Consider the following 26,971-nt stretch of genomic DNA (forward strand, 5'->3'; position numbering starts at 1 on the left):
CTCAGCTATAGCAGGTTTCAACCGTGTGAACCTGATCTTTACCCAAATCCTTGGCTTTATAGAGTGCGCTATCGGCGTGGGCAATGGCCTGCGACAGGTGTTCAAACCGGCTCAGCGTTGCAACCCCGGCACTGGCGGTTATTTGAATGAGTTCACCGTTCACCTCTATCTCGATATTACGGGTTAATTCCAAAACCCGGTCAACCGCATGTTGTGCCTCTGATGAGCTGGCCATAGGGAAAAACACCAGAAACTCTTCGCCGCCCCAGCGTACCTGCAGGTTATGTTTACGAATCGCCTTTCTCAGCGTTTCAGCAAACCGCACCAGGGCCTTATCGCCCACACAATGCCCATAGGTGTCGTTCAGCTGCTTAAAGTTATCCAGATCAAACAGAGCCAGCGCGCAACTGGACGAATTGCGTTGCGCCAGAGACATTATCTTTTCAACGTTTTCAAAGAAATAGCGGCGGTTTTTCATGCCCGTCAGCCAGTCGGTTTCGGAAAGCTCCTCAACCTTTCTCAGCGACTGGTAGGTTATCGACGACACCGAGGTAAAAAGGTGACCCACCAGCAGAATGGTGATCAGCATCAGCGCCGAAACAGACAGCATTTCTACCGCCTCGGTTGACAAAAAATTAACAGTGTGGGCAACAAAGAGGATCAGGAACACGACCTGAATGGACACATAAGACTTATCAATTCTGTTCATCTGCTTTCGGCGCATAAGGCCGGTAGAGACTGAAATTGCTGTTAACGCCAGAATAGAGCCGTGTACCATCATGGCCCGCTCAAGCATATGCTCCGGCGCGTTCCATACGGTCAGCTGCAGTAACCCCTGAAGAACAATAACGATTACGAATACCTGACGTGCCTTCTTCAGAACGGCCCGGTCATCTGAGAAGTTACACTCCATCACCAGGTAAACAAAGGATACAAACAGGCAGTTCGCCAACACCCGCACGGGTATATGCCAGGATTCGGGTAAAAAGGAATTACAGGAAATGACAGAAAAACCGAGAAAAGCCGTCAGCATCGCATAGCGGGATTGCACCAGCCGGGTTCGGTCCACATTCCATACGCGCTCATCGAGCAGGGAAAGCATCAATGAGCCAAACAATGTGATAACAAACACAACCAACATCATCATAAACAATGTCAGCTGGTAGCCCTGCAATGAGGCCAACAGATCAAAAATCACCTTGTCTCCAATAAACGTCCTGTAATATCTGCCCGTAATATTAGATAAGATGACCTTCAACACAACTTATTCGATCACCATTAGACGGAAATACTGCCGTTTTTTTTCACATTTGTGTACAAAACAGCAAAAATCTGGCGTGGTTTGCAGTAAAAAGCCTTCGATCCGACAAAAAAAGAGCCGCACCCGGTGCGGCTCTTATAAGGCAAATACAGAGAACTGTTGACTACCCCCGGCAACAACTTCCCGCATTAACGGCCATATCGACTTGCTCAGCAGGCGGCTTAATCGCCCGCTCTTTCACAACTAATTCCCCTAGTTGATCCCATCGATAGGTCGGGCCATCTTCGCAGACCAGGTGGTTCGCCACATAACAGTGGCCACACAGGCCAACACCACAATGCATACGGCGCTCCAGCGAGAGCCATAAATGATCGGCCGGGTGCCCGGCTTCGGTGACGATTCGACAAACTGCTTCCATCATGCCTTCCGGTCCGCAGGTGATAATGTGGTCGAACTTGCCCTGCTCAGCTTCAATCTGCTTGAGGTTATCCGGCAGTTTACGGCCGTGCATATAACTGCCTTTAGCGCTGTCGATGTCATCGACCGCCTCATACACCTTACATTGCTTATGCCAGCGTGAACGCTCTTCGCGCATCACCAGCATGGCTTCATTACGGGCGCTGAAATACACCACCGGGTCGGAACCGGCAGCGATTAAGGCATCGATCTTAGCCGCGACCGGCGCAAGGCCACAGCCTCCGGCGATAACCAATACTTTATTGCCGTTTAAATCCGGCCAGCCCTTACCAAACGGGCCGCGAGCACCGAGAGTGTCGCCCGCCTTCATCTGAAACAGGGCTTCAGTGAGGCTGCCAATGCGACGGATCAGGGCTATGAAGCGCCCTTGGTCATCGGGCATACCCGCATAGGTAAAGGCCGCCTCACCGTAACCGGGAATAGACAGCATGAAAAACTGACCGGGCTCAACCTTAGCCGGGTCGGCAAACTCAGGCAGGCCTTTGCTTTTATCCACCGGCTCAAAGGTAAAGTGGTCAATGTCGGTTCCGTCTTCATAGCGCTCGACCAGACGGATAGATTGAGGTGTTAAATCAAGCATTGGAAATCTTCTCCATAATGGAATGTACGCCAACAGAACCCGGGCAGGTCGATTCACAACGACCGCAACCCACACAGCCATAACGACCCATCTGTGCAACGTAATCTTCTGAGAATTTGTGATACCAGTAGCGATACATTCTGCGCCCGGCCTCGGCCGCTGGGTTGGCACCGCTGGCCTCTTTCTGGAAGCCAACCATCAGGCAGGAATCCCAGACGCGCTGACGCACCATGTTGGTGTCTTCCGCTACGTCACGGGTGGCGTAACAACTGCAGGTTGGACACAGCTGACTGCAGCCGGAGCAACTGATGCACTGATGCGCCAGACGCTCCCACAGCTCATCCGGCACCGCCCGCGCGTTGATGCGCTGTATGCCATTGATGATGTGTACGTCACTTTTGAATTCGGCTTCGGTGTGGCGACGGTTCATTTCACGCCACGAGCTCCAGCTGCTATCTGCACGGCGCAGATCCATACCGGAGACTGCAGCACGCCCGGCATCACTGGAGCAGATCAGCCACCAGCCGGTATTTTCACCGCCGATCGACGGCATTGGCGTCAGGATCAAATCTGCGATTTCATCCTTCACATGCGGCCCGGCATCGACACTGCGACAGAAGCCCCCGTCACAAGGCTTTGTACAATCGATGCCGACCAATAAGGTTTGCTGACGTCGTGCCTGGTAGTAAGGGTCTTTTCTGAAGTGCTTATCCTGATAGGAAATAGCGGTCAGATCACAGGCGGATACCCCAAAGATAACCCGAGGCCCATGCTCGGGCAGCGTTTCCCTGAATTTTTCACCATCGAACACAAACATGTTTTCCTGCTCTGAAAAGAACAGGCTTTTTGGCGACACCAGCGGCCGCACATTCGGCTTAAATTTAACCACCTCGCCATGCTCAATCGGCTGCCAGTTGCAGTTACCCAGGTCGTTTTCAACCGCCTGATAAACCTGATGACTGAGCGCCAGCCAATCCCTTAAATGCTCAATCCGATCTAATTCATATACGTTCATAATTATTCGTTTCCTACATTTAAGTTCCGGTTATTCCGCTAGTTCAGCTTCATGCAAAGCCCGCAGGGTGTGAATCGATTTCGGCTCGGCATCACGCGCTAATGGCTCAACACGAACGGCACAGGCTTTCAGTTCCGGCATACGGGTGACCGGATCCTGCGCGTCGTTGGTGAGCTGGTTCGATGGCGTATCGAAGAAGTGATACGGAATACTGAGCAGGCCCGGCGGTACCTGATCGGTCACCACCACGCGGGTTTCGATGTAACCGCGACGCGAACGCACACCCACCGGCGCATGGTTAAACAGCTTCTGGTTGTTGGCATCGCGCGGGTTCATAAACAGCAGCCCTTTAGGCGATTCGCGTTCCAGCAACGGAGACTTACGGGTCATGGAACCACAGCCATAATGGAAGTGCAGACGAATCGTCGTGAGGTAATAAGGGTATTCAACATCCGGCTGCTCGGCCGTGGGCAGGTTATGCACCGGAATCAGTCGCGCCTTACCGATCGGGAAGCTGCGCTCATGCAGCACGGGCGAACCGTCCGGATGATGAGTATTGCAGGGCCATTGCAGGCCGCGTGATTCATCCAGGCGCGGGTAGCTCATGTGCGAATAGATAGGCGTAACCGAGACGATCTCGTTAAACACCTCTTCAGAATTGGCCCAGCCAAAACCCTTTGCGCCGAACTTTTCAGCCATCATGGCAATGGTCTGCCAGTCGCTCTTACACTCACCCGGCGGGTTCACCGCTTTGCGCACGCGCTGAACGCGGCGTTCGCAACTGGCGAAGGTGCCGTTCTTTTCAGCAAAACAGGCGGCAGGCAGAACAACATCGGCCAATTGCGCGGTTTCGGTCATCACCATCTCAACCACCACCAGGCAATCGAGCTTCTTCAACGCCTTGGTCACCTGATTCTGATCCGGATCGGTCAGCACCGGGTCTTCACCAAAGATCATCAGCGCATGGAAGGCATCGTCGAGCATGGCTTCGTTCATGCCCAGTGAGGTCATGCCCGGAATCTGGCCAACGGTGGTACCCCAGGCTTTAGCGAACTTATCCCGCACGGCCGGATCATTGGCCTGTTGATAACCCGGGTACTGGCACGGCAGGCAGCCCATATCGCAGGCACCCTGAACGTTATTCTGGCCACGCAGCGGGTTAATACCGGCGCCCTGCTTACCAACATGACCGCAAATTAATGCCAGGTTAGAGATCGACATAACATTGTTGGTACCGCTGACGTACTGGGTAACGCCCATGCCGTAGGCGAGGAAAGCGGCACGCGCATGACTGTACAGGCGGGCAAACTGAATCTGCTGGTCCACCGGCACACCGGTAATCTCTTCAACACGCTCCGGGGTATATTCCGCAATGGCTTTTCGCATGACATCGAGATCATCAACACGCTCAGCAACAAAGGCTTTATCTTCCCAGCCACGCTCCAGAATGATGTTCACCAAGCCGTTGAGCAACGCCACGTTGGTCCCCAAACGCAACTGCAGGTGAACATCGGCTATTTCCGCCAGACGGGTACGGCGCGGGTCGACCACCATCAGCAGTGCGCCGGCTTCTTTCGCCTTCATAATGTCACTGCCAATAATCGAATGGCTTTCGGTTGGGTCGCAGCCAAACACCACAATCACGTCGGCCTTACCGACATCGGCAATGGAGTTGGTCATTGCGCCGGAACCCAGCGTCTGCTGCAGGCCGGCCACTGACGGGCTGTGACAGATGCGCGCACAATGGTCGATGTTGTTGGTTTTTAAAACGGTGCGCGCAAACTTCTGAATGGCGTAGTTATCTTCGTTGGTAGCGCGGGCACAACTGATCATGCCGACGGTTTCCGGGCCATGGTGATCGCGGTGGTAACTGAATTTTTCGTGAATCAGCGTTAAGGCTTCGTCCCAGCTGGCTTTGCGGAAGCCTTCCCCTTCCCGGATCATCGGGCTGGTTACCCGGTTTTCATGGCCGGTTGCAAACGCTGCACTCCAGCCCTTTGAACAAAGACGTCCTTTGCTGATTGGGTGGCTGCTGATAGGTTCAACACCTATTACCTTGTCGCCGTCACTCCTTAATCCTATTCCGCAGCCGGTGCCGCAGTACGGGCACACTGAAGGCGTGGTCTTAATCATAGAGTAGTCCTCGAATTCTTTTATGTGCAGATATATTCATACATAAAGACGTTTTGATTTGGGTCCGGGGGAGGAGCCATGAACACGCTTTCCGCCGGATTAAAATCGCGGAATAACATGACTGAAAATACCTATACCTGAACGTCAGTTCTTCTTTTTGTGACGCTTCGTTTGTGTCTGGCCGGTCGGTTCTCACACCTGAAATCAGACGCCAATAATTTACCCTGAAACGCACGCGCAGAAGATTGCACGGATAGAAAGGGAGGTTGCAAGCGTGGAAATTAGCTACCCAAGGAAACCACTTTGCAGCCCGGACGGGTAAAAGTGACCATCCTGAAAGTAAACTACTCGATTGCACAGAGTATGTTTTATACTGACCCGTTAATCTGAAACTTTATTACAGATTAGCGAGAACGATATTCATACCCATTATGATTTGAGAAGTAAATTTTCACTGACAAAGCAGCTAAAAGCAGCTAAGAGAAGAGAACGGTCGCAACCCTGGTTTAGTGAAGGTTGCGACCTAATAGATAAAATGAGCCGGCTATTAATGAAGTTTTAGACGAGGTCGCAGCACTTTATTGATGCTGTCATTCACCATACGCAGACCGGTGCGCAGTACCCCGTGCAACGCCAACTGATGCATTCGGTACAAAGAGACATACATCAACCGGGCCATACGGCCTTCAATCATCATGCTGCCCTTGGTCAGGTTCCCCATCAGGCTGCCCACCGTGGAATAGCGGCTCAGGTTCACCAGCGAACCGTAATCGGTATAGACATAATCTTTTAACTCTGCCTCACCTTCCATCTGCTTCAGAATGTTCTTATAGATGTGACTGGCCATCTGGTGCGCAGACTGGGCACGCGGCGGAACCGTTTTGCCTTCAGTACCCAGCGGGCAGGCACAGCAATCACCCAGCGCATAAATGTTGTCATCAATTGTGGTTTGCAGCGTCGGCTTGACCACCCACTGATTGATACGGTTGGTTTCCAGATCTGAAATCTGCGCCAGTGCGTCCGGCACCTTGATGCCTGCAGCCCACACCAGAATATCCGCCGAAATCGCCTGCTCATCCTTGGTGACAAACTCACCCGGATTGGCCTTTGCGACCAGTGTGTTGGTACGGACATCGACGCCCAATTCAACCAGCTCTTTGTGCGCCGAGCCGGAAATACGCTCCGGAAGCGCCGGTAAAATCCGCGGGCCGGCTTCAATCAACGTAATCTTCAGCTGCTCAGATTTCAGTTCGCTGAGCCCATACGCCTTCATGGTGTTGAAGGTATTGTGTAACTCTGCGGAAAGCTCAACCCCGGTAGCGCCACCACCGACGATAGCGATGCGATAGACGGCATCGGTTTCGGTCATGGCCTTTCGGTTCAGCTTCAGCAGGCCGTTTAACAGCTTCTTATGGAACAATTCTGCCTGCGGCGAGGCATCCAGGAAGATCGAGTTATCGCGCACGCCCGGCGTACCAAAATCGTTGGTAACACTGCCCAGTGCCAGCACCAGAATGTCGTAGTCCAGGGTGCGTGCCGGTAATACCTCGTTACCGTCTTCATCGAACAGCGGCGCCAGTGAGATGCGCTTTTCTTCACGGTCGAGACCATCGAGTGACCCGATACGGAACTTAAAGTGATTGTGGTAGGCATGGGCGCGGTAGCTGAGCGAATCAACCCCCATATCCAGACTGCCACTGGCCACTTCGTGCAGCAGCGGCTTCCAAAGGTGGGTGGTATTGCGGTCTACTAGCGTAACGGTGGCTTTTTTGCGCTTTCCGAGCTTGTTCCCCAGCTTAGTTGCCAGTTCCAGCCCGCCGGCGCCTCCACCTACAATGACGATATTCATAAGTTTCCCTTAGTCGAGTAATTAATAATTTTTAATGCGGGAATAATATTCACAAAAGCAGGGCCTTTCCGTACCACTATAGAAGTAAACCGACTAAAAAAAAGCAGGATTCAGGGCTGTAACCCATTAACCGGCGTAAGAATTGGTATCAGAGTGTTGAAACCATAAAAAAAGCAGCCGGCTGGCTGCTTCTTATACAACCCACCACGATCAAACAGTAATATCAATCATCGAGTCGCCTTCTTCCAGGCCAAACTCTTCTGCGACCAGCGCCTGTATCTCCTGCATTTCCTCTTGAGTCAGCTCACTGCTCTCGCTGGTACTCAACGTTTCGGAAATCAGGTCGGCCATATAGCTGGCAACGTCATCGGACTCGGTTGAGCTGCTCTGTGGTGGTGGCGGTGGTGGTCGCGAACCCTCTTCTGCACCTTCGCTGGCGGCCAGCGCTCCGGTTTCACCGACGCCAGCCATGTCGCCAACAGCTCGGGCATCAAAGCCTGCTTCTGACATTGCCTCTTCCAGGCCCGCTCCGGGCTCAATGCCGGCTTCAGACAGCGCGGTAACAATTTCCTGCGCATCCGCCTCGGTGAGCGCTTCAGAATCAAAGCTCGACAAAATATCGGTTAGTGTTGTGGTCTGCTCATCGCTCAGTGAAGAGGCTGTATCCGATGAGCGGCTGTTGGATGATGACAGCATCGGCATCATCATGGTGGAACTTATTGAATCTACCATTTTTATTTCCTCGTTAAAGTAACGTTATTGGCGTCCTTCTTTTAAATAGCCAGGCCATGCTAGTTAAAAATGGTTTTACGCCTTCGGCCGGAACGTCATCGCAAAAGCTGTTCCAACGACAAGGTGTTTGAAAGCCAGTTTCCAACCGGAAAAGACTGGAGGTTAAAATGCTTCCACACCGCTGAAAAAATGCCTATTCGGTACTGACAATAGATGCAGAAACGGATTCAATCGTGCAAAAGCAAAGGAGAATGCGCGCAGTTTTAATTAGTTGGCACGAGCGACTAAATAGGAAATTTCTTTAATCGAAATTAGCAAAGGAAAAGGTATAAAAAGAACGCAGAAATTACGCAGAACTATCGCACTAAAATTCCACACTTTGGTTCAGATATCTTCGTATTAAAAATAAAAGAAACCGGAAATGATTATCCGGATTTTTACAGATTCAGAAAGATTTGAAGCAGAGCAGTTAACCAAAGGAAAACTTTTGCCGATGCAGCTTGAGGCTGAGTTGTCGGGCTGAAGCCCGACCTACAGGAGCGGCGCTTTTGTAGGTTGGCCTTTAGGCCAACACGGCGTGGCTCAGCCAATAAATTGAAGCTTACTTGTCGGGCTGAAGCCCGACCTACAGGAGCGACGCTTTTGTAGGTTGGCCTTTAGGCCAACACGGCATGGCTCCGCCAATAAATTGAAGCTTACATGTCGGGCTGAAGCCCGACCTACAGGAGCGGCACGTTTGTAGGTTGGCCTTTAGGCCAACACAGCATGGCTCCGCACATAAATTGAGGTTTACTTGTCGGGCTGAAGCCCGACCTACAGGAGCGGCACGTTTGTAGGTTGGCCTTTAGGCCAACACAGCATGGCTCCGCACATAATTTGAGGTTTACTTGTCGGGCTGAAGCCCAACCTACAGGAGCGGCACGTTTGTAGGTTGGCCTTTAGGCCAACACAGCATGGCTCCGCACATAATTTGAGGCTTACATGTCGGGCTGAAGCCCGACCTACAGGAGCGACGCTTTTGTAGGTTGGCCTTTAGGCCAACACAGCATGGCTCCGCACATAATTTGAGGTTTACTTGTCGGGCTGAAGCCCGACCTACAGGAGCGGCACTTTTATAAGTTGGCCTTTAGGCCAACACGGCATGGCTCCGCACATAATTTGAGGCTTACTTGTCGGGCTGAAGCCCCACCTACAGGAGCGGCACTTTTGTAGGTTGGCCTTTAGGCCAACACAGCATGGCTCCGCACATAAATTGAGGTTTACTTGTCGGGCTGAAGCCCGACCTGCAGGAGCGGCACTTTTGTAGGTTGGCCTTTAGGCCAACACGGCATGGCTCCGCCAATAATTTGAGGTTTACTTGTCGGGCTGAAGCCCGACCTACAGCTAAGCTATCTATTATTCCAATTTATAACCAACGCCATAAATGGAATGCAGTAACTCTTTACCATCCAATACCTTCGCCAGTTTGCTGCGCAGGTTTTTAACATGGCTATCGATGGTACGGGTACTCACCACGCGCTCATCCACATAACAAACCTTCATCAACAGCTCACGGGAATGAACAACACCGGGGCGCGATACCAGCGTTTGCAGCAGGCGGAACTCTACCGGAGTCAGATCAACATCTTTGCTGTCGACCTGGCACTGGAAGCGGTCAACATTAAGCTTCAGCCCTTTATAAGCCAGCTCTTCCTCTTTCTGCACACTGGCTTCCAGGCGACGCATAATGGTACGCATACGCGCCAGAATTTCCCGCGGCGAGAAGGGTTTGCAGACGTAATCGTCCGCACCAAACTCCAGCCCCATTAAACGGTCAATCTCATCAACACGCGCTGTGAGCATAATGATTGGCACCGTTGAAAACTGACGCACTTCCTTACAGATGGTGAAGCCGTCCTTATTGGGCAGCATCAAATCCAGAATCACGAATTCCGGCTCGGTTTCTTTGATGACCTCTACAGCGTCAATACCATCATTTAATACGGAGACTTGATAGCCTTCGCGCTCCATATAGGTTTCGAGTATTTGAACAATCTTTGGTTCATCTTCAACAATCAGAACTTTTAATGCGTTGGTCATAAGCTTTTGTCTTCAATTTTAAATTTAATTTCTACGTGTAAACCACCCAGTTTCGATGGCATTAATTTGATGGAGCCGGCGTGGGCATCGACGATGTTTTTACAGATAGTTAAGCCCAAACCTGCGCCCTCCCCTCTGCGGGTTCTCGACATATCGGTACGGTACAATGGCTCAAGCAGCAGTTGGCATTCATCTTCCGTTACGGAAGGCTTGGTGTCGTTGAAATTTACAACCACTTCACCTTCTGCGGACTCAATATCAACAACAATCCTGCCGGGGCCGTCGGTATAGGCTGCTGCATTAATCAACAAGTTGATAAACAGTTGCTCAAGGCGTTTTTCATCGGCTCTGATGATGGCGTCGTCTGAACTGTTCACAACAAGGCTGAGGCCCTTCTCCCGGATTTTTGACTGGCACGCCGAGGCAGCTGAACCCAGAGCCCTGGCCAGTGAAACCGGCTCAAAGTTGTAGCGCAGACCACCAATATCAGAGAGCGACAGCTGATAAAGATCATCGACCAGATGACGCATACGCTGCGTTTCCTGATGCAACGATTCCAGCTGAGTTTCATCGAATGGCTTCAAGCCTTCCTGCAGCATTTCTATCTCGCCACCAAGAATCGTCAGCGGCGTTCTTAGTTCGTGTGAAATATCCGCCAACCAACGGTTCTTGGTGCTGCGGTTCTGTTCGAGCGTCACCGAAAGATGATCGATATCGCGCATCATGCGGCCAAACTCATCGGTACGCGCATCGTTCAGCCGGGTGCTGTAGTCACCGTCCGAAAGCCCGGTGATGGCTTTCTCGATAACCTTCATCGGGTTTAAAAAGAGTTTGGCCAGCCACAAAGACATACCGATGGCTAACGAAAGACTGAATACACCAATCAGCAGGCTGGTCAGCAACTGCTGCTCAGAGAACTCTTCAGCAAGATCAAAGTCGGTATGCTGTACCCCCATACTTTTCACCGTGCCAATGAATTCACCCTCGACAATCATGGCCACTTCTAAAGAGCCTTTTAACGACTGGTCAAAATCAAACCCGGCAATAAAGCTGCCATCGACATCATAAACAGCTGAAGGCGGTGTATCGGGCGGCGGCTGCTGGCGCATCTGTGCCTGATCCATAAAGGGTCTTGGTGGGCCACTGCCACCCCCCCGGCCGCTGAGATTATCGCGGAAAAAATCGGGAATGATCGGATCATTGGCCGTATTGGCCGGAAATACGTTTTGCGTCGCCGAGTACTCCGATACGATCTCATACATTCTTTCAGACGTCAGCGCATCCCAGGAGTTGTCATTGCGCTGGTAGAAATCAATCAGATCTTCACTGATGTACTCAAGCCGACGCTCTTCGATCGCCTGGAAATAATTGATAAACCCCTGATTAAAGCTCCAGCGGGCCAACGATAACGTAGCCAAAAGGATGATCAGGGTTAAGCCCATGAAGGACAGGAACAGTTTGCGTGATATAGCCATGGCCCGCAGTATAACGGTCGCTTTTTGTGCAAGCTATAACGGTGAAATGTGCAGATTGGGAAATGTGCAAATCTACTTGGAAATTGCACATTCGCCCGACAAACCCATGCGTTTCGCGTCACATGGGTGACGATAGGTGACTAGAGATTGATTAGTCTGTCGCGTTTTCGCGCAACTGAGTGAGCTGATCACCAAACCAGATCTTACGTTTAAAGCGCGGGTTCTTCGATGACATGTCAATCTTGTAAGGGTTCTGCTCCTGCGATTGAGCGATATTCAAAATAGAACACAGCTCCTGCGCAATCCACTTCTCTACCTTCAATACCACCATCTTCTTACGCAAACGGCCTTGCTGGTCACGGTTCAGAATGGTCGGCAGGGTATTAAGCGTCAGAATTTCACCCAGCGCGTTGCTGGCCATGCGCTCACGGCCTTCATCACTGGCATAGAAATGAGAAACAGCGAAGACCATGCGCTGCGGATTCAACTGCTGCAGAAACTCACAGGATTTCACCACGGTTCCGCCGGTACGCACCATGTCATCAAACAATACGATGCTGCACTCTTCCAGCCCTTCAAAGGTGTGCTCACTCTCTTTGTGCAGGGTAATTTCCACCTTGCGTTCGGCCGTACGTTCTTTATCCAGCATGATGAACTTGGCTTTAGGCAGGCCAATGCGGTCAAACATCTCTTTTACGAAATCGCGCGCGCCTTTATCGGGTGCGCAGAACACCAGGCCTTCACCGTCATTGCCGTAGTTCAGAATGTCTGAATTCAACAAATAGTGGGTGTAGATTTCATAAGGGATGATGTTGTGGAATAGCCCTTCGAAGACCTGCGTGAATATCTTCTGCACCGAATAAGAGTGGTTGTGAATAGTCAGTACCCGGTCAACCCCGGCTAATTTCAACATTTGTGCGTACAGCTTGGCGGTAAACGGCTGGCCATCGAACTTCTTGATGTCTTTGATATCGCGCTCAAACTGGGTTTCACCCAAATCCGGGTGAGCACCACGATCCTGTGCGCTGTAGAACAAATCGGGCTCAACCAGAACCACATGCACCGCGCCGTTTTCTTTCGCTGAGCGGGCTATGATTAAGTTCGCCATCGCCAGTTCCTGACGGCTTTGGGTATGACAGCTGGTGCTTACGATAATGACAACCTTACCCTCCAGGCTGTTGCCAATATCGCTGAAATCGTGCTCATCTGAAATAAAACGCGGACAAAACTCAGAATTGGTAAATTGCTTCATGCTGATCTGATCAGCAATATCGTCGTACTGCCCCATTGCATATGCAACATCGATGGCGAAGGGGTTATCGGATGAGTTGCTGACAACTACAACCTGATCGGGAGTGAGTTCCATAACTGGCCTATTTTGTCCGGGTTGGAGGGGGCGCTATTCTAGCGTTTGGGCGGCACCAATTAAAGGTAAAGATTGTGTCGGATATGGCTAACCTGCGATTGAATATTAAGCAAGATTTACCTGCAATGAGCTCGCACTTCTGAAAGCCAATGCCAATAGATGGCCAGTAAGTGCTCCTTGCCACAAACAAATCAAAATGACCCGCATCACCCAACTGGGTATAGTGAACTTATTTCCGACATTGAACATAATGGATTTTAGTGCCATAAGTCATTGATATTGTGTAATTAATATGGAGAATTCTCGGGCGTTGGCAGGTCGTCGACCCTTGTCAACCTCTCTATTCGCAGTACCTAAAAGGACATTAGCATGAAGTTTTTATCCAAACCGTTTATCGCATCGGCACTACTTGCCGCCTCAACATTTGTATCCGCTGAATCAGAAAGCACCACTAAAATGTTTAGTATTGGCATAGCCTCTACGGCTCAAGTTTTAGGCTATGACGATTATTACGGTACTGAAGACGAGTTCGCTGGCTTCGGGTTTTCAGGCACTATCGCTCCAACCGACAACGTAGCATTTCAGGCAAACTTCTATTCTTTAGAACATGACATGTACGATGAGATTGAATTAAGTGGCGTCGAAATAATTGCATATTTTGGTACTGGCTTAGAAAGTGAAGGGTTTAAAGCCTATATTGGTCCTGGCTACTACAGTGAAACCGTTGAGACCCCTTACACAGAGTATGAGGCCAGTGGTTTACTTTTAGGCGCGGGCATTGGCTACAACTGGCAATATGTAGCCCTAGATTTAGCATTAGCTTTTAAAAATGCCGATGACTATGCCGAAGAATTTAACGTCGATACTACATCTATAAATGCAGCGTTAAAACTATCCGGAAGGTTCTAATAACGCACCTCAATCGTGCGCGCTATTCGCTACAGCAACTATAGCGCGTACCCTTCGATTACCGACAATTATTTGAACCGGCTAGAACCTACAGATCCTGGCGGCACATTTTTGTCGCTCCTCGCCTCTAAAAAATCGACCTTCAGGTCCACTTTAACCGCTATATCAAACAAGCAGCACTTTAGCCTTAAAACCACTTTTCATTAGCAAACAATCTGGTATAAGTTTGTGGAAATACTCTAAAAATAAGAACACATCACATGAGTAAAGTTAACTCGATCAAATTAGTGGGCGACAGCACATCCTATTTGTCCTGTTTCGGCAATGCCGATATGCCTAACCTGGCCTTCAAACTGGCAGATATTTCGTCTGAGGGCGCTCTGCTGACCGACCCTTTTGAGTACGAAGCGCGCGAGTCCTTTGCATTAAGCAGCAGCTCCAGCGATCAGTACTCTCATATTGTTGCTGAACCGGAGCACAAGTGGGCCGATTTCATTGCTGAGCAATCCATCGAAAACGACGCCACCTACATCTTCGCTCCGCGTGAGGATATGTTTCCGGAAATGCACCGGGAAATACTCAAGGCGCAGGTTGTTCAGAAAACCCAATACGTCAATTTTTACGAACAGCACAACCGTAAAACCGGCATGATCAGGTATTTTGAAGTACAGACCGGTAACTGGTTTGGCGGTATCAGCCTGATCATGTGGCAGGCGCAAAAGCTGCTGCAAACCAAAGACCCTGAAGATCTGGTTTCTTTGACCCAATTAAAAGGGCTGTTCGACAAGCTTTCCCAGCGCACCGTAACCTATTCCATTATGTCGATGACCGAGCTGAACAGCTGGTCGCACCAGCAGATTGTGCACGATAGCCTGATCGACCGCATTGGTGGCACTCTGGCTAAAGACAAATGGGTCACGCATCAGATGTCGAAGGATGATATCCAGATCATTGAGAAGGGCGACCTGACCCACCTGATCGATCAGATATTCATTACCCTGATGATGCTTATTGAACGCAAAGCGCTGGCCTTTAACCGCATCATCATTTCCTGTACGCATGCTCAGCTGGATATGCTGAAAGAAACGCTGGCTTTCCAGCAGATTGATCAGATGCAGGAATACTGGAAATACCGCTGGGTGCATCAGGTACCTTCAATCACCTCGCAAATTCTGACCGGTAAAAGTGCCATTCACATCAGTTGCGCCAACAGCGAGCTGGTCGCAGCCGAATAACACAATGAATGAACGCTAAAGCCACCGCGGCAATCCCGGTGGCTTTTTTTGGCTTAATGGTAGTTGGGTGTCAGGTGCGAACCATTGAACCAGGTGACCCAATCGTTCTCGAGCTTTTCCAGGCCACCGCGATAAAGGTCATCGACCATATCCATATAGTGAGCGTCCGGCACTTCATCGCACTTATCCTGCGACATATCGGCCAGTAGCTGCTGAGTCATAGCGCGATTCTCCGGCAACATCATGAAGTAAAACAACGCCCAGGAACTGGCATAAAACTGCCCTGCCTGTGAGCCCTGCCAGGCGCTGTGGTCGGCTGTCATCAGGGTTTGCAGCGGAATCAGCCGACCCTGATTTTGAATATAAGCGATCCACGATTGATTGACCGGCACAAGCTTAGCGCTTCCGCTCACCTCCAGCATTTCAAAGTACTCGGCCATGCCTTCAGTGACCCAGCCGGGCATAAAACCAATATTCTGAAACTGGAAGACATGAGTCGATTCATGCAACGCGACCTGCTGCGCGTAACTGTCGGACCCCCGATACAGAACCGCTACCTTATTGTTAAGGGGTAAATAAAAGCCATCTGCCTGACTGGATGCCGAACCGGTTTCTTCATACATAAATTTCATCAGCGCATTACGGCTACCAAACACCTGCATATCAATCTCGGATTTGGCCATCGTACCGGCAGGCAACAACCGGCTGATCGAATCGGCAATCGCCCGCCCGCCGATCGCCAGCGCCTCTCCAATATTACTGTCGATCGGCCCTGATGGATAAGAAACACTGACATCGAAGTAATCTTTGCGGCCGGCCAGCGCGTGCTTCTCGGCATCAACATTCTGAGGTGCGCGGTCACCAAAATGGACCTGCCCGTTTTCATCCTTCCAGCTGTAAACACTAGTGCCGGAGGATCGTTGCACCGGTGCTGAGTTCTCAGCACAGACGCCTTCCATAAGCTGCTGATACTTGGCCTCTACATTTAACTGTTCATCGGCCACTGTATTTACCGCCAACAGGCAGGCTGAAAGGCCGGTAATGAGGATCTTTTTCATTTGCGCGTCACTTCCCTGAAATTTTCGAGCGTCGTTGAAATTTAGGAGCCAGCACACGCTCTTTACATAAACATAACTCACGAACGTGACAGTCAGCACTACCGCTAGACAGTATCGCGGCCTGTACACAAGTGGTCAAATTCACAATGTAAACAAAAAATTTACCATTTGTAATACAATTAAGCGAGCGTGCCCTATTTCACAGAAAAAAAACTGCTGGTAAATTCCGCGCACTTTTTCAGCACTCACAAGGCGAGTATTGCAATCATGAAAGACCAACTGGCGAATCCGGCCCCATTAGGATTGATGGGCTTTGGCATGACCACTGTTTTATTAAATATCCACAATGCGGGCTTCTTCCCGTTCAGCGCGATGGTATTGGCCATGGGCCTTTGCTACGGCGGCACCGCGCAAGTTATTGCCGGTATTCTGGAGTTCCGCAAGAACAACACTTTCGGCCTGACAGCCTTCACCTCTTACGGATTTTTCTGGATCAGCCTGGTGGTATTGCTGGTCATGCCTAAAATGGGCCTGGCAGAAGCAAGCTCAGCTGAGTTCATGGGCTGTTACCTGGCAATGTGGGGTATCTTCACCGCCTTCATGTGGGTCGGCACTCTGCCAGGCAACAAAACACTGCAATTCGTGTTTGCCAGCCTGACCGTATTGTTTGCCCTATTGGCGATTCACAACTTCACGCACTCGGAAGTGATTGGTCACATTGCTGGCTGGGTCGGCATCGTTTGCGGCAGCAGCGCTATTTACCTGGCCATGGCCGAGGTGATTAACGAGCAGCACGGCCGCACTGTTCTGCCTATTGGTGAGCCAAGCAAGAAAGAAACCGCAACCGTTTCTGTTGACGCACTGGCGGCCAGCTAATAAGCAAGCCACGAATACAAAAAAGAGCAGCCTTGGCTGCTCCCGGTTGTCGATAAACCCCGCCGCCGAAAAGGTATCACTTAAATGGACCGCTGCAAGTATCGCCGGAATGCCGGACCACCTGATACGCTCGACGAAAACATCCATGTTTTCGACGTCCATTTAAGTGATACCTTTTCACCGTCTCGAAAGCTGCGGTAGCTTTGTCATCAGTCTGGAGCAGCCTTGGCTGCTCTTTTTTTTGCTTAAAACCCTGTGACGTTTCTATTCAGCTGACGCTTCCATAGCGTCGAGCGAGCCCGGGTCGAGATAGGTTGCAGTACCGTTATCTAAATCCAGAATGATATCGACATATTCAAAGCGGCGAGTCCAAACATTACCCTCCTGTTGCGCATATTCCAGCGGCTCACCTAATGCCATATCCCACTCAGGGAAGGGTGTGATATTTTTGAAGAAGTCGGTACCGGCACTATTCGCCAGCGGTGTATCGATGAATTTCAGATACGAATATTCACCCGCCCCCATCAGAAACAGCGCCAGCTTAAAGTCGAAGTAGGCATACATTTCCGCCAGTTCATCCTGTTCATCGGTTTCCAGCTGCGCCCAAAACTCGGGCATGGCAGCACTGGCTTTTTCACGCATTTCATCCAACGTTAATTCAGTGACTGGCGTTGGTTTGGTTTTGGTTAAAGAGAGTTGAAGCATTTTGCCTGCAGCTGCGGCTTCCTGCATGTATTGAATACCCAAATTGGCATTTTCTACGTAACCGGTCGTGAAGCGCTCAAACAGCTCCATGTAAGAGCCGTGAATATAGCTGTGAACATAATCCATCATGCCGTTCGGGCGGTTCGGCCTTAAAAAATTCCCCACGAGGGTTACCTGATCGGCATACATATCGCGCATTTGAGCCAACAGAGGTTTCAGGGCTTCTTCACGATAGGTATCAGACACCGGCTCGCCCCAGTAATCGACGTACAAACTGTTGCCAACATCGTATGCTTTTAACAAGCCATCAATAAAGAATGAATAGCCCGGTTCATCAAAGCCCAGCTCTTTGTTCTCTTCAATTTGCCGTTCAACTTCGCTTAACCAGTACTCTCGCATTTCCGGTACGGCCAGGTTGAAGTATGGGTAACCATTACCGGTCACCACGGAGCCATCTTCGTTGTACAGATAGTGCTCTGGATTCGTCAGGTAGTGGCCACTGTCCAGATCACCACTGCCGTAGTCCTTCTCCAGGTTCATGTAACCCACACCGTAGAGCTTATCCGGGTATTTTTCAGAAAATTCGGTTTTATCATCTACACCCAAAAGCGAAGAGAAATTAGCCACCAGGTCAATCTCATCTTCCGTCCAGGTGCCGGTTTTGCGAATGTACACCAAGCTTTGCGGCGTATCCCAGGAAAAACCACCGATTCGCTCATCCATAAATTCTGACAGGTAACTCATCCAGGTATCGTCTTCAACGATCTCAAATTCAACAGTAACGTCCGCTACCGCAGCATTCCGCCAGGTTCCACTGCCTGCGCCGGTCAGGATTAACTGCTCGGTATCGTCAAAGCTTTGTTCGCTGCTACCCGCGCTGAAGCTGAAGCTATCAAGGTCGGTGCCCTCTCCTACAACAAAGGCATGGTTGTTCCCCGCGCTGGGCTCGTACAGAGTAGCCGAGGCAATACCCGTGAACGCAAGTTCCGTGTCGTAAGCCGAGGTATAGACATTCTCAATGGTAAAGGTGATCGTTTCGCCTTCGTCGATGAAGTCGTTATCTGCAATACTCCAGTAGCCATCGTTTTCAACGACGTCGGCTTCATCACCGTAGGCCGTCATCGACGATTCACCTTCGGTTTCGCTGTAGCTGTAAACAGAGTCGCTGAAGCCTTTTACAATCAGATCAAACGAGACCGTATCGTTACTGCCATCTCCGTCTAAGTCATCACCCTGCCAGACAACGCTGTAAGTATGGGCATTACCCTCAGACTGCTCAGAGACCAAAAGATACTCAGTCGTTGCATCGTACTCGGCCAGGTTGGTTACCAGGCTAACCTCAGAACCCGGGCCAACACTGAACGACAAGCTGGAGACCGCTGCGGTGTAGACCTCAAAATCATCATCTGATGTACTCGTAGCTTCATCGTCACTGGTCAGGGCTTTTGCAGTGTCTTCTTCATCCGACTCTTCAAGAGTCAATTCTATAAAGTCTTCATAGGTTGCTTCAGATTCAGAAACGTCGGCGTCATCCGAGGTGCTGATTACAGACTCAGCGCTGGTTTCAGAATTACAGCTGTAAAGCAGTAGCGAGGCTGCAGCCGCTATGGCCAGCCCTAAAAGGTGTCTTTTGTGCGTGGGTACTGCGGATGGAATAGAGTTCATACAGGTGCCTATATTTCTATATTTACTGTGCGTGTAAATGAAATAACCGTGAATAACAGAAAGCAGGATTTGAAAATTAACTCAACAGCAAAAACATTATTCAACTCCAGCAAGGAGTGTTGAGTTTAAGAAAAGCAGAGGCGGCATTTTGGGGGTTGGTGCGCAAAATTCTTGCTACTGAATTGCGCAAATGCGGAGAATTTTAAATATGTGAAGTTGTCCATTTTATGCATTGAGCCATTAACGGCGACGAGGCCTGAAAACCCACTCACAAAACCTGATTTTTCTGCAGCACCTTATAGATTTTCTTGCTGCTGCGGGCCAGCTTTTCAACATCGCCCAAAGATGGCTCATCACCGGCATTGACCGAGCCCTCCCACCATTCGACTTCCTGCTCTAAATACTCCAGCAGCTTTTTCGGGCAGCCCATACACAAGCCGCCACAGACCCGCGCTTCGTTCATTTCATCGAACGGAATGTGGCTGCGTATCTGGCCGATCAGCGAGAGCATGGCTTGGGATGTTTTTGGCTTCATAGACTATATTAGAAATGCCTTAATTATGAGGCACAGTATACCCAATGCACCGGTGGCGAATAGTGCAAAAGATCAACTAACGGCACTGACTCCTGACACACGCTAAACAGCTTCGCTGTAAGAATCAGCCAATGGCGCTATTTAACAGAATGCGAGTTTGGTATTCAATGTTCCAAACCCTGCTGGAGGCAGACAATGCAAACCCTACAAGATACCGGACTACGCGACCCGCAACTGCTTAAATGCTGTTCCTATATCAATGGCCGCTGGCACCACAGCGAGCCGACACTTGCGGTCACTAACCCCGCTAACGGCGAAGTGATCGCAGAAGTCAGTAACGCCGGCATTGCCGAAACAGAACTGGCCGTGAGTGCCGCCAGGAACGCCTTTAAGGCCTGGTCCGCAAAAACGGCAAACGAACGCGCCACCCTAATGAGAGCCTGGTTCAACCTGGTCATGGAAAACCAGGACGATCTAGGCCGCTTGCTGACACTGGAACAAGGCAAACCGCTGGCAGAGGCCAAGGGCGAAATCGCCTACGGCGCAGGCTTTATTGAATGGTTTGCAGAAGAAGCCAGGCGTGTTTATGGCGATACCATTCCGGCGCCTTCGGGTGACAAACGCATTGTTGTGATCAAACAACCGGTCGGCGTGGTCGCGGCCATTACCCCGTGGAATTTCCCGAATGCGATGATTGCGCGTAAGGCAGCCGCGGCCTTGGCGGCCGGTTGTACCTTTGTGGTTCGCCCCGCCACACAAACGCCGTTATCGGCGCTGGCTCTGGCCGAGCTTGCGGAGCGTGCCGGCATTCCGGCCGGGGTCTTCAATGTGGTCATCGGCGACGACGCCAAAGGCATGGGCAAGGTACTGACTCAGCACCCGGACATCGCTAAATTCACCTTCACCGGTTCAACGCCGGTTGGTAAAGCGCTGATCAGCCAATGCGCGACCACCGTAAAAAAGGTTTCGATGGAGCTGGGCGGTAATGCGCCCTTCATCGTGTTCGACGATTCCGACATTGACGCCGCCGTTGACGGGGCCCTGGTCTCGAAGTACCGCAATGCCGGCCAGACCTGTGTGTGCACCAACCGCATTCTGGTTCAGCAAGGTGTGCTCAACGAGTTCACTGAAAAATTTACCGCTGCCGTAGCGGCGTTAAAAACCGGCGATGGCTTGGCAGAAGGCACACAGGTTGGGCCGATGATCAGTTCAGATGCCGTCAGCGATGTTGAAGCGTTGGTTCAGGCCTCGGTTGCTGCCGGTGCAAAAGTGGTTCTTGGTGGTGCGAAAGACGGCTCCGGCGATGCCTTTTATCAGCCAACCATTCTCAGCGGCGTGACCAACGAGATGCCCATCGCTAAAAACGAAATCTTTGGCCCGGTATCGCCCATTATCGCCTTCGAAGATGAAACGGATGCCATTGCCATGGCCAACGACACTGACTATGGCCTGGCGGCTTATTTTTATTCCAGAGATATCGGCCGTATCTGGCGCGTTGCCGAAGGCCTGGAATACGGCATGGTCGGCATCAATGAAGGCATCATTTCAAATGCCGCAGCGCCCTTTGGCGGCGTCAAGCAATCCGGCAACGGGCGTGAAGGTTCCAAATATGGCCTGGATGATTATTTGGAAATTAAGTACCTGTGCATGGGCGGCCTGAACCGCTAAGCAGCCGGCGATACCTGCTGCAACGCGGCTAAAAACTCCTGCACCAGCCGCGTCGGCTTCGGCGATTTACGGTGGATCAGCGTAAATTCACAGTGATAGCCGAAGCGCTCGTTATTCACCCGTTTCACGTAGCCATCGGCCACCAGCGATTTGGCGTAGTGATCGGGCAGAAAACCGATGTAACGGCCGGAACAGATCAGCGTGGCGATGCCTTCCTGATCGTTCGCGGCCGCAACCTTTTGCAGCTCCAGTGCCTGGCTGACCTCCATGTTCGGGCTGGAAAAGCTTAAGCCAGCATAGGGTTCGGCACGAACCTGATCGTCGCTGACCGGCGCATCCGTTTCATAAAAGGCATGACCTTTACCGCAATAGAGCGACATCTGTTCGCCAAACAGCGGCATGTATTCCAGGCTGGCAGAGCGCCGGTGCGGCGGAATAATGCCAACATGGTGCTGGCCTTCAAGAATGCCCTTTTCGATGGCATTCACCGGCAAAACGTGAATATCCAACAACACATCAGGAAACTTTTCGGTATATAGCGCGATGGCCTGAGGGATATGACACGCCGGGTTAGACACCGTTTTATCGAAGATGGCAATGACCAGCCGCCCCTGCAGCGTGCGGTGCATGTCGTTCACTTCGTGGCGGAAGTCTTCAATCGATTTCACCAGCCGCCGGGCACCGTTAAATATCTTTTCACCTTCGGCGGTCAGCGAAAACCCGCCCCGCCCGCGCCGGCACAGCACCAGCCCAAGGCGCACTTCCAAATCTTTCAGATGCCGGCTGATGGTCGATCGGCCGATGTTGAGCTCCATTTCGGCGGCACTCAAGCCGCCGCACTCCACCACCGCAATAAACACCCGCAACAGGCGGATATCCGCATCCGAAAGCTGACCCAATAATGCCTTCATAGTTTCGTAAACCTGCATCTTTAATTCGATAGGATGTAATTTATCAAACAAAATTCCCGGCTTAAAGTGGCGCTCAAGTTAGACAGTCAAACCAGCGGCCCAATTCGGGCGTTGGCATCAGGAGCAACCCTAAATGAGTACACAACCCACACAAGCCGGGCTCGACGCCTACTGGATGCCCTACAGCTCCAACCGGGAATTTAAAGCCAACCCGCGCATGATCACCGGCGCCGAAGGTGCTTATTACATGGATGATCGTGGCCGCCGGATTTTCGATGGCCTCTCTGGCCTTTGGACCTGCGGTGCCGGGCACAACCGCACCGAAATCAGCAGCGCCATCAGCAAGCAGCTGGGCGAGCTGGATTACGCCCCTGCGTTTCAGTTTGGTCACAACAAGGCTTTTGAACTGGCTGAGCGCCTGGCCGCGATGGCACCGGGCGATCTCAACCGCGTGTTTTATGTGAACTCCGGCTCGGAAGCGGCCGATACCGCAACCAAGATTGCCCGCGCTTACTGGCGTCAAAGTGGCCAGCCCAATAAAACCCGTCTGATCGGCCGCGCCAAGGGCTATCACGGAGCCAGCTGGGGCGGCATCAGCTTTGGCGGCATTGGCAATAACCGCAAACTGTGGGGCCATGCGCTGGATGCCGACCACATTCACCACACCTGGCGGCCCGAGCAGGCCTTTACTCAGGGCAGCCCGGAAGACGGTGCCGAGCGCGCTGATGAACTGCTTGACCGCATTGCCCTGCACGATGCCTCGAACATTGCGGCGGTGATTGTTGAACCCTTTTCCGGCTCGGCGGGCGTGATCATCCCGCCGGTCGGTTATTTAAAACGTCTGCGTGAAATCTGTACCGAGCACAACATTCTGTTGATCTTCGATGAAGTGATTACCGGCTTTGGCCGTGCCGGGGCCACCTTTGGCGCCGATGCCTTCGATGTGGTGCCGGATATGATCTGCTGCGCCAAACAGATTACCAACGGCGTCATCCCGATGGGCGCGGTGCTGATTAAAGATGAAATCTACCGCGCCTTTATGGAAGCCGGCGGTGCCGAGCACAACATTGAACTGCCGCATGGTTATACCTATTCCGGTCACCCGGTGGCCTGTGCTGCGGCGCTCGCCACGCTCGATTTACTGGAGCGGGATCAGCTGATTCCACGCGTCGCCGAAATGGCTCCGTACTTTGAGCAGGCCATTCACAGCTTGAAGGGCCTTGCGCATATTCTGGACATTCGTAACTACGGCTTTGCCGCCGGTTTAAGCATTGCCCATAAAGACGGTGACCCGGCCATTCGCCCTTATAAGATCGCGATGGATTTGTGGGAAAAAGGCTTCTACGTACGTTATGGCGGCGATACCCTGCAGCTTGGTCTGCCGTTTATTACCGAAAGCCACGAGATCGACAGCCTGATCAATGCCATGGGCGAATCGATTAAAAACGCTGAGTAACGCGATTACCGAAAGCCGGCTCAGCAGCGATAAAAATTTATCACCACACATAAAACCGAAATAAGTTAGGGAACCCTTATGCCATTAATGCAATTTGACGTAATCGAAGGCCGCAGCGAAGCTGAAATGAAGGCCATCCTCGACGTAACCCACGAGGTGATGCTGGAAGTCTTCAAGGTACCGGAGCGCGACCGTTACCAGATTGTTTATGAACACAAGCCCGCCAATATGATTTTTCAGGATACCGGGCTTGGCTTTGAGCGTACTGAGAAGCTGATTATGCTGCGCGTCTTCAGTAGCCCGCGCACGCAGGAAATGAAGGTCGAGTTCATGCAGAAGCTGGCCGACCGCCTGGAAGCTGAATGCGGCATTCTGGGGAATGATTTGATGATATCGTTCTTTTTGAACACCAAAAATGATTGGAGCTTCGGCTTCGGTGAGGCTCAGTTCTATACGGGTAAGCTGTAGGCACCGACTGCGCTCATTCAATCAGGCAGCTTCGGCTGCCTTTTCTGTTTTTATGGGTTTCAAGTTGAGAATCAACGCAGATTCCCTGAGAATCGGCCACTTGATGTTTCAATCAAAAAGCCAAACGGCTTAAACGATAAACGCAGCAAGGAGCAACCTCAGCAGTGCCGAAATCTCAGAAGCTTGTGCAAAAAAAATCGTCCGCCAAAACCACACCGGCACGCCAGGCGATGGAATCCCGAATCCTTCGCGGTGCAGAACAGGTGTTTGCCGAGGCCGGTTTTCGCGGCGCTGCGATGGACCGCATTGCCGAGCAGATCGGCATCTCGAAACAAAACCTGCTCTACTATTTTTCCTCAAAAGAAACGCTTTACCGCACCGTTCTGCAGAACATTGTCGATATCTGGCTGGAGCGCATGGCGTTCATCAATGATGTAAATGCCTCCCCGGAAGAGATCATTCGCGCTTACGTTCGCGGCAAGCTGGAGCTTTCGCGTGATTACCCCTGCGCCTCCAAGGTGTTCGCTCAAGAGATCATCTCCGGCGCGCCGGTGATCAGTGATTACCTGAAGCAGCACCTGAAGCCACTGTTCGACAAAGACGTTGAGCTGGTGCGTCACTGGGTTGATGAAGGTCAGTTAGCTGCCACCGAGCCGGAACACCTGTTCTTTGCCATTTGGGCGATGACCCAAACCTACGCCGATTTTGCCGTGCAGATTGGGTTGATGATGGGTAAGCCAGCACTGGATCAAGACGATTTCGACCGCGCCAGCGACTTTCTGGCCGAGATGATTCTGAACGGAATTTGTCCGCCAAAATAATCCGCCCACGCCGTGGTGCGTTTCACGACATTTTGTTGGCTTTAACACAAACCACCCTGTTAGCTGCACAACAAACGCCCCGCCCGAGTCACGTCAATACCCTTAGAACGGCCCTGCAGGCCTTGTATTTCAAGCACTTCAGTTACACCCACTGTGCTTTTACCAAATGGTCAAAACAGGCACATTTTCTGCCATAGAGTTACCAGTCATTAATTTATTCCGCGTCTTTTTTACCGAATGGTAAATCGAACAACGCGCACCCAACCCGTTACTGAAAGGCAGTGAGCACATGGCAGATTTAGAGATTGATTTCAGCGGCATTAAAAGCCCTAACCCGTTCTGGTTAGCCTCGGCACCGCCCACCAATACCGGCGACCAGATTATGCGCGCCTTCGACCAGGGCTGGGGCGGCGCGGTGTGGAAAACCGTGGGCAACCCGGTAAAAAACCTGCATAGCCGTTATGCTGCTTTAAAACGCGGCAAAGGCAGCATTATTGGCCTGAACAACATCGAGCTGATTTCCGACCGCGGCCTGAGCATCAACCTGAAAGAAATGGCCGAGGTGAAGAAGAAATACCCGGAGCAGGCGCTGATCGCTTCCATTATGGCCGGCAACCGTGAAGAGTGGGTAGAACTGATCCGCCGCGTTGAAGATACCGGCGTGGATGGCCTGGAACTCAATTTCAGCTGCCCGCACGGCATGTGCGAACGCGGCCTGGGTTCGGCCATTGGCCAGGAGCCGGAAGTTGCCGCTGAAATCATGAGCTGGGTGCGCGATGCCACCACCCTGCCGGTGCTGATGAAATTCACCCCGAACGTTTCTGACATTACCGTACAGGGCCGCGTTGCCGTGGAAGGCGGTGCCGATGGTGCAGCGCTGATCAACACCATTAAATCGATCATCGGCGTTGATCTGGACGATTTCATCCCCTACCCGAAAGGCCGAAACGGCTCCACCAACGGCGGCTATTGCGGCACAGCGGTTAAACCGATTGCATTGCACATGCTGGCTTCGCTGGGCCGAACCGACTGGTTCAACCTGCCCATCTCAGGCATTGGCGGCATTAATAACTGGAAAGACTGTGCTGAATTTATCGCGCTGGGCAGCACCTCGGTACAGGTGTGTACCGCAGTGATGCACCACGGCTTCGGCATTGTGGAAGGCATGATTGATGGCCTGTCGAAATACCTCGATGCCAAAGGCATGAATAGCGTCAACGAGCTGCGCGGCAAAGCACTGAACCAGTACAAAGACTGGGGCGATCTGGATATGAACTATAAGGTGGTCGCCGATATTAACGAGAAAAAATGCACCGGCTGCGGCAAGTGCTACACCGCCTGTAATGATGGCGCTTATCAATCCATCAGCATCTCCAGCAGAAAAGCAAAAACCGGCGACCCGATTCCGGAGATCAACACCGACACCTGCAAAGGCTGCAACCTGTGCTCGCTGGTTTGCCCGCGGGACTGCATAAAAATGATTGATGTCTCGAAAACAAGTTCCGTAAAAACCTGGCAGGAAATTGTTGCAAACAATGAGTTCGAGATTGCGGATGGAATTTTGTAACCAGAACATCGTAAGCCATATCAGACAGCGATAGACATCGGTCGCACTTTTCAAAGGCATCGACAGACAGGAGGTCTGTCGCTGAGCGCCACATGGATGTGCTTGAGCGCCCTTTGAAAAGTGCGACCGG

21 protein-coding genes are annotated in these 26,971 nt (G+C 51.5%); 8 read left to right on the top strand and 13 right to left on the bottom strand.

The window, feature by feature from the left end:
* Position 1: 1 nt before the first annotated feature.
* The 9 genes from BCF53_RS15000 to BCF53_RS15040 all read right to left on the bottom strand — a co-directional run bounded on the left by BCF53_RS15000 (position 2) and on the right by BCF53_RS15040 (position 12,967).
* Entirely contained in the window at positions 2-1,198 is a 1,197-nt protein-coding gene (locus BCF53_RS15000) for a GGDEF domain-containing protein (protein ID WP_132702818.1), read from the bottom strand.
* Positions 1,199-1,424: 226 nt separating this feature from the next.
* A complete protein-coding gene (locus tag BCF53_RS15005) occupies positions 1,425-2,318 on the bottom strand; it encodes an iron-sulfur cluster-binding protein (RefSeq protein ID WP_165901935.1) in 894 nt (297 codons plus the stop codon).
* Positions 2,311-3,333, bottom strand: a complete 1,023-nt coding sequence (locus tag BCF53_RS15010; protein WP_132702822.1) for a 4Fe-4S dicluster domain-containing protein — start codon at positions 3,331-3,333, stop codon at positions 2,311-2,313. Before BCF53_RS15010 ends, BCF53_RS15005 begins: the two co-directional genes overlap by 8 nt.
* A 30-nt stretch (positions 3,334-3,363) precedes the next feature.
* Positions 3,364-5,466, bottom strand: coding sequence for a formate dehydrogenase subunit alpha (gene fdhF / locus BCF53_RS15015; protein WP_132702824.1), 2,103 nt, complete (start codon positions 5,464-5,466; stop codon positions 3,364-3,366).
* A gap of 547 nt (positions 5,467-6,013) precedes the next feature.
* Positions 6,014-7,315, bottom strand: coding sequence for an NAD(P)/FAD-dependent oxidoreductase (locus BCF53_RS15020; RefSeq protein WP_132702826.1), 1,302 nt, complete (start codon positions 7,313-7,315; stop codon positions 6,014-6,016).
* A gap of 210 nt (positions 7,316-7,525) precedes the next feature.
* Positions 7,526-8,047, bottom strand: coding sequence for a hypothetical protein (locus BCF53_RS15025; protein ID WP_132702828.1), 522 nt, complete (start codon positions 8,045-8,047; stop codon positions 7,526-7,528).
* Positions 8,048-9,442: 1,395 nt separating this feature from the next.
* Positions 9,443-10,126, bottom strand: a complete 684-nt coding sequence (locus BCF53_RS15030; protein WP_132702830.1) for a response regulator — start codon at positions 10,124-10,126, stop codon at positions 9,443-9,445.
* Positions 10,123-11,601: an ATP-binding protein gene (locus BCF53_RS15035; RefSeq protein WP_132702832.1), complete on the bottom strand. Its 1,479-nt coding sequence runs from the start codon at positions 11,599-11,601 to the stop codon at positions 10,123-10,125. The genes BCF53_RS15030 and BCF53_RS15035 overlap by 4 nt, the downstream gene beginning before the upstream one ends.
* 151 nt (positions 11,602-11,752) lie before the next feature.
* Complete coding sequence (locus BCF53_RS15040) at positions 11,753-12,967, bottom strand: phosphoribosyltransferase family protein (RefSeq protein ID WP_132702834.1); 1,215 nt, start codon at positions 12,965-12,967, stop codon at positions 11,753-11,755.
* A gap of 369 nt (positions 12,968-13,336) precedes the next feature.
* Here BCF53_RS15040 and BCF53_RS15045 point away from each other — a divergent pair, with 369 nt between their 5' ends.
* Positions 13,337-13,876 (top strand): hypothetical protein, encoded by a 540-nt coding sequence (locus BCF53_RS15045; protein WP_132702836.1) that lies wholly within the window; start codon positions 13,337-13,339, stop codon positions 13,874-13,876.
* Positions 13,877-14,136: 260 nt separating this feature from the next.
* Positions 14,137-15,111 carry a hypothetical protein gene (locus BCF53_RS15050; RefSeq protein WP_132702838.1) on the top strand — a complete coding sequence of 325 codons (975 nt, stop codon included), beginning with the start codon at positions 14,137-14,139 and terminating at the stop codon, positions 15,109-15,111.
* A gap of 53 nt (positions 15,112-15,164) precedes the next feature.
* On the opposite strand, the gene BCF53_RS15055 is transcribed toward BCF53_RS15050, so the two are convergent.
* Positions 15,165-16,169, bottom strand: coding sequence for a DUF1570 domain-containing protein (locus BCF53_RS15055; protein ID WP_132702840.1), 1,005 nt, complete (start codon positions 16,167-16,169; stop codon positions 15,165-15,167).
* 267 nt (positions 16,170-16,436) lie between these two features.
* Here BCF53_RS15055 and satP point away from each other — a divergent pair, with 267 nt between their 5' ends.
* Positions 16,437-17,045 (top strand): acetate uptake transporter, encoded by a 609-nt coding sequence (satP, locus tag BCF53_RS15060; RefSeq protein ID WP_132702842.1) that lies wholly within the window; start codon positions 16,437-16,439, stop codon positions 17,043-17,045.
* A 264-nt stretch (positions 17,046-17,309) separates the two neighbouring features.
* On the opposite strand, the gene BCF53_RS15065 is transcribed toward satP, so the two are convergent.
* Both BCF53_RS15065 and BCF53_RS15070 read right to left on the bottom strand, forming a co-directional pair.
* The gene (locus tag BCF53_RS15065) at positions 17,310-19,415 is read right to left on the bottom strand and encodes a putative glycoside hydrolase (protein ID WP_132702844.1); all 2,106 of its coding nucleotides are present in this window, start codon (positions 19,413-19,415) and stop codon (positions 17,310-17,312) included.
* 268 nt (positions 19,416-19,683) lie between these two features.
* The gene (locus BCF53_RS15070) at positions 19,684-19,950 is read right to left on the bottom strand and encodes a hypothetical protein (protein WP_132702846.1); all 267 of its coding nucleotides are present in this window, start codon (positions 19,948-19,950) and stop codon (positions 19,684-19,686) included.
* 195 nt (positions 19,951-20,145) lie between these two features.
* Here BCF53_RS15070 and BCF53_RS15075 point away from each other — a divergent pair, with 195 nt between their 5' ends.
* Positions 20,146-21,618 carry an NAD-dependent succinate-semialdehyde dehydrogenase gene (locus BCF53_RS15075; RefSeq protein WP_132702848.1) on the top strand — a complete coding sequence of 491 codons (1,473 nt, stop codon included), beginning with the start codon at positions 20,146-20,148 and terminating at the stop codon, positions 21,616-21,618.
* Here the strand turns inward: BCF53_RS15075 and BCF53_RS15080 are convergent.
* Positions 21,615-22,529 (bottom strand): LysR family transcriptional regulator, encoded by a 915-nt coding sequence (locus BCF53_RS15080; RefSeq protein WP_132702850.1) that lies wholly within the window; start codon positions 22,527-22,529, stop codon positions 21,615-21,617. The two genes, BCF53_RS15075 and BCF53_RS15080, sit on opposite strands and share 4 nt — an antisense overlap.
* Before the next feature lie 133 nt (positions 22,530-22,662).
* On the opposite strand from BCF53_RS15080, the gene aptA reads away from it, so the two are divergent.
* From aptA to preA, 4 genes are all read left to right on the top strand, one after another.
* Positions 22,663-23,985 carry an omega-aminotransferase AptA gene (gene aptA / locus BCF53_RS15085; protein ID WP_132702852.1) on the top strand — a complete coding sequence of 441 codons (1,323 nt, stop codon included), beginning with the start codon at positions 22,663-22,665 and terminating at the stop codon, positions 23,983-23,985.
* Positions 23,986-24,063: 78 nt separating this feature from the next.
* Positions 24,064-24,453 carry a tautomerase family protein gene (locus BCF53_RS15090; protein WP_132702854.1) on the top strand — a complete coding sequence of 130 codons (390 nt, stop codon included), beginning with the start codon at positions 24,064-24,066 and terminating at the stop codon, positions 24,451-24,453.
* 164 nt (positions 24,454-24,617) lie between these two features.
* On the top strand, positions 24,618-25,274 hold the full coding sequence (locus tag BCF53_RS15095) for a TetR family transcriptional regulator C-terminal domain-containing protein (RefSeq protein ID WP_243645844.1): 657 nt from the start codon (positions 24,618-24,620) through the stop codon (positions 25,272-25,274).
* A 289-nt stretch (positions 25,275-25,563) separates the two neighbouring features.
* On the top strand, positions 25,564-26,841 hold the full coding sequence (preA, locus tag BCF53_RS15100; protein ID WP_132702856.1) for an NAD-dependent dihydropyrimidine dehydrogenase subunit PreA: 1,278 nt from the start codon (positions 25,564-25,566) through the stop codon (positions 26,839-26,841).
* Positions 26,842-26,971: the final 130 nt, after the last annotated feature.

Origin of the sequence: Reinekea marinisedimentorum, from assembly GCF_004341165.1 — a bacterium.
Lineage (GTDB): Bacteria > Pseudomonadota > Gammaproteobacteria > Pseudomonadales > Natronospirillaceae > Reinekea > Reinekea marinisedimentorum.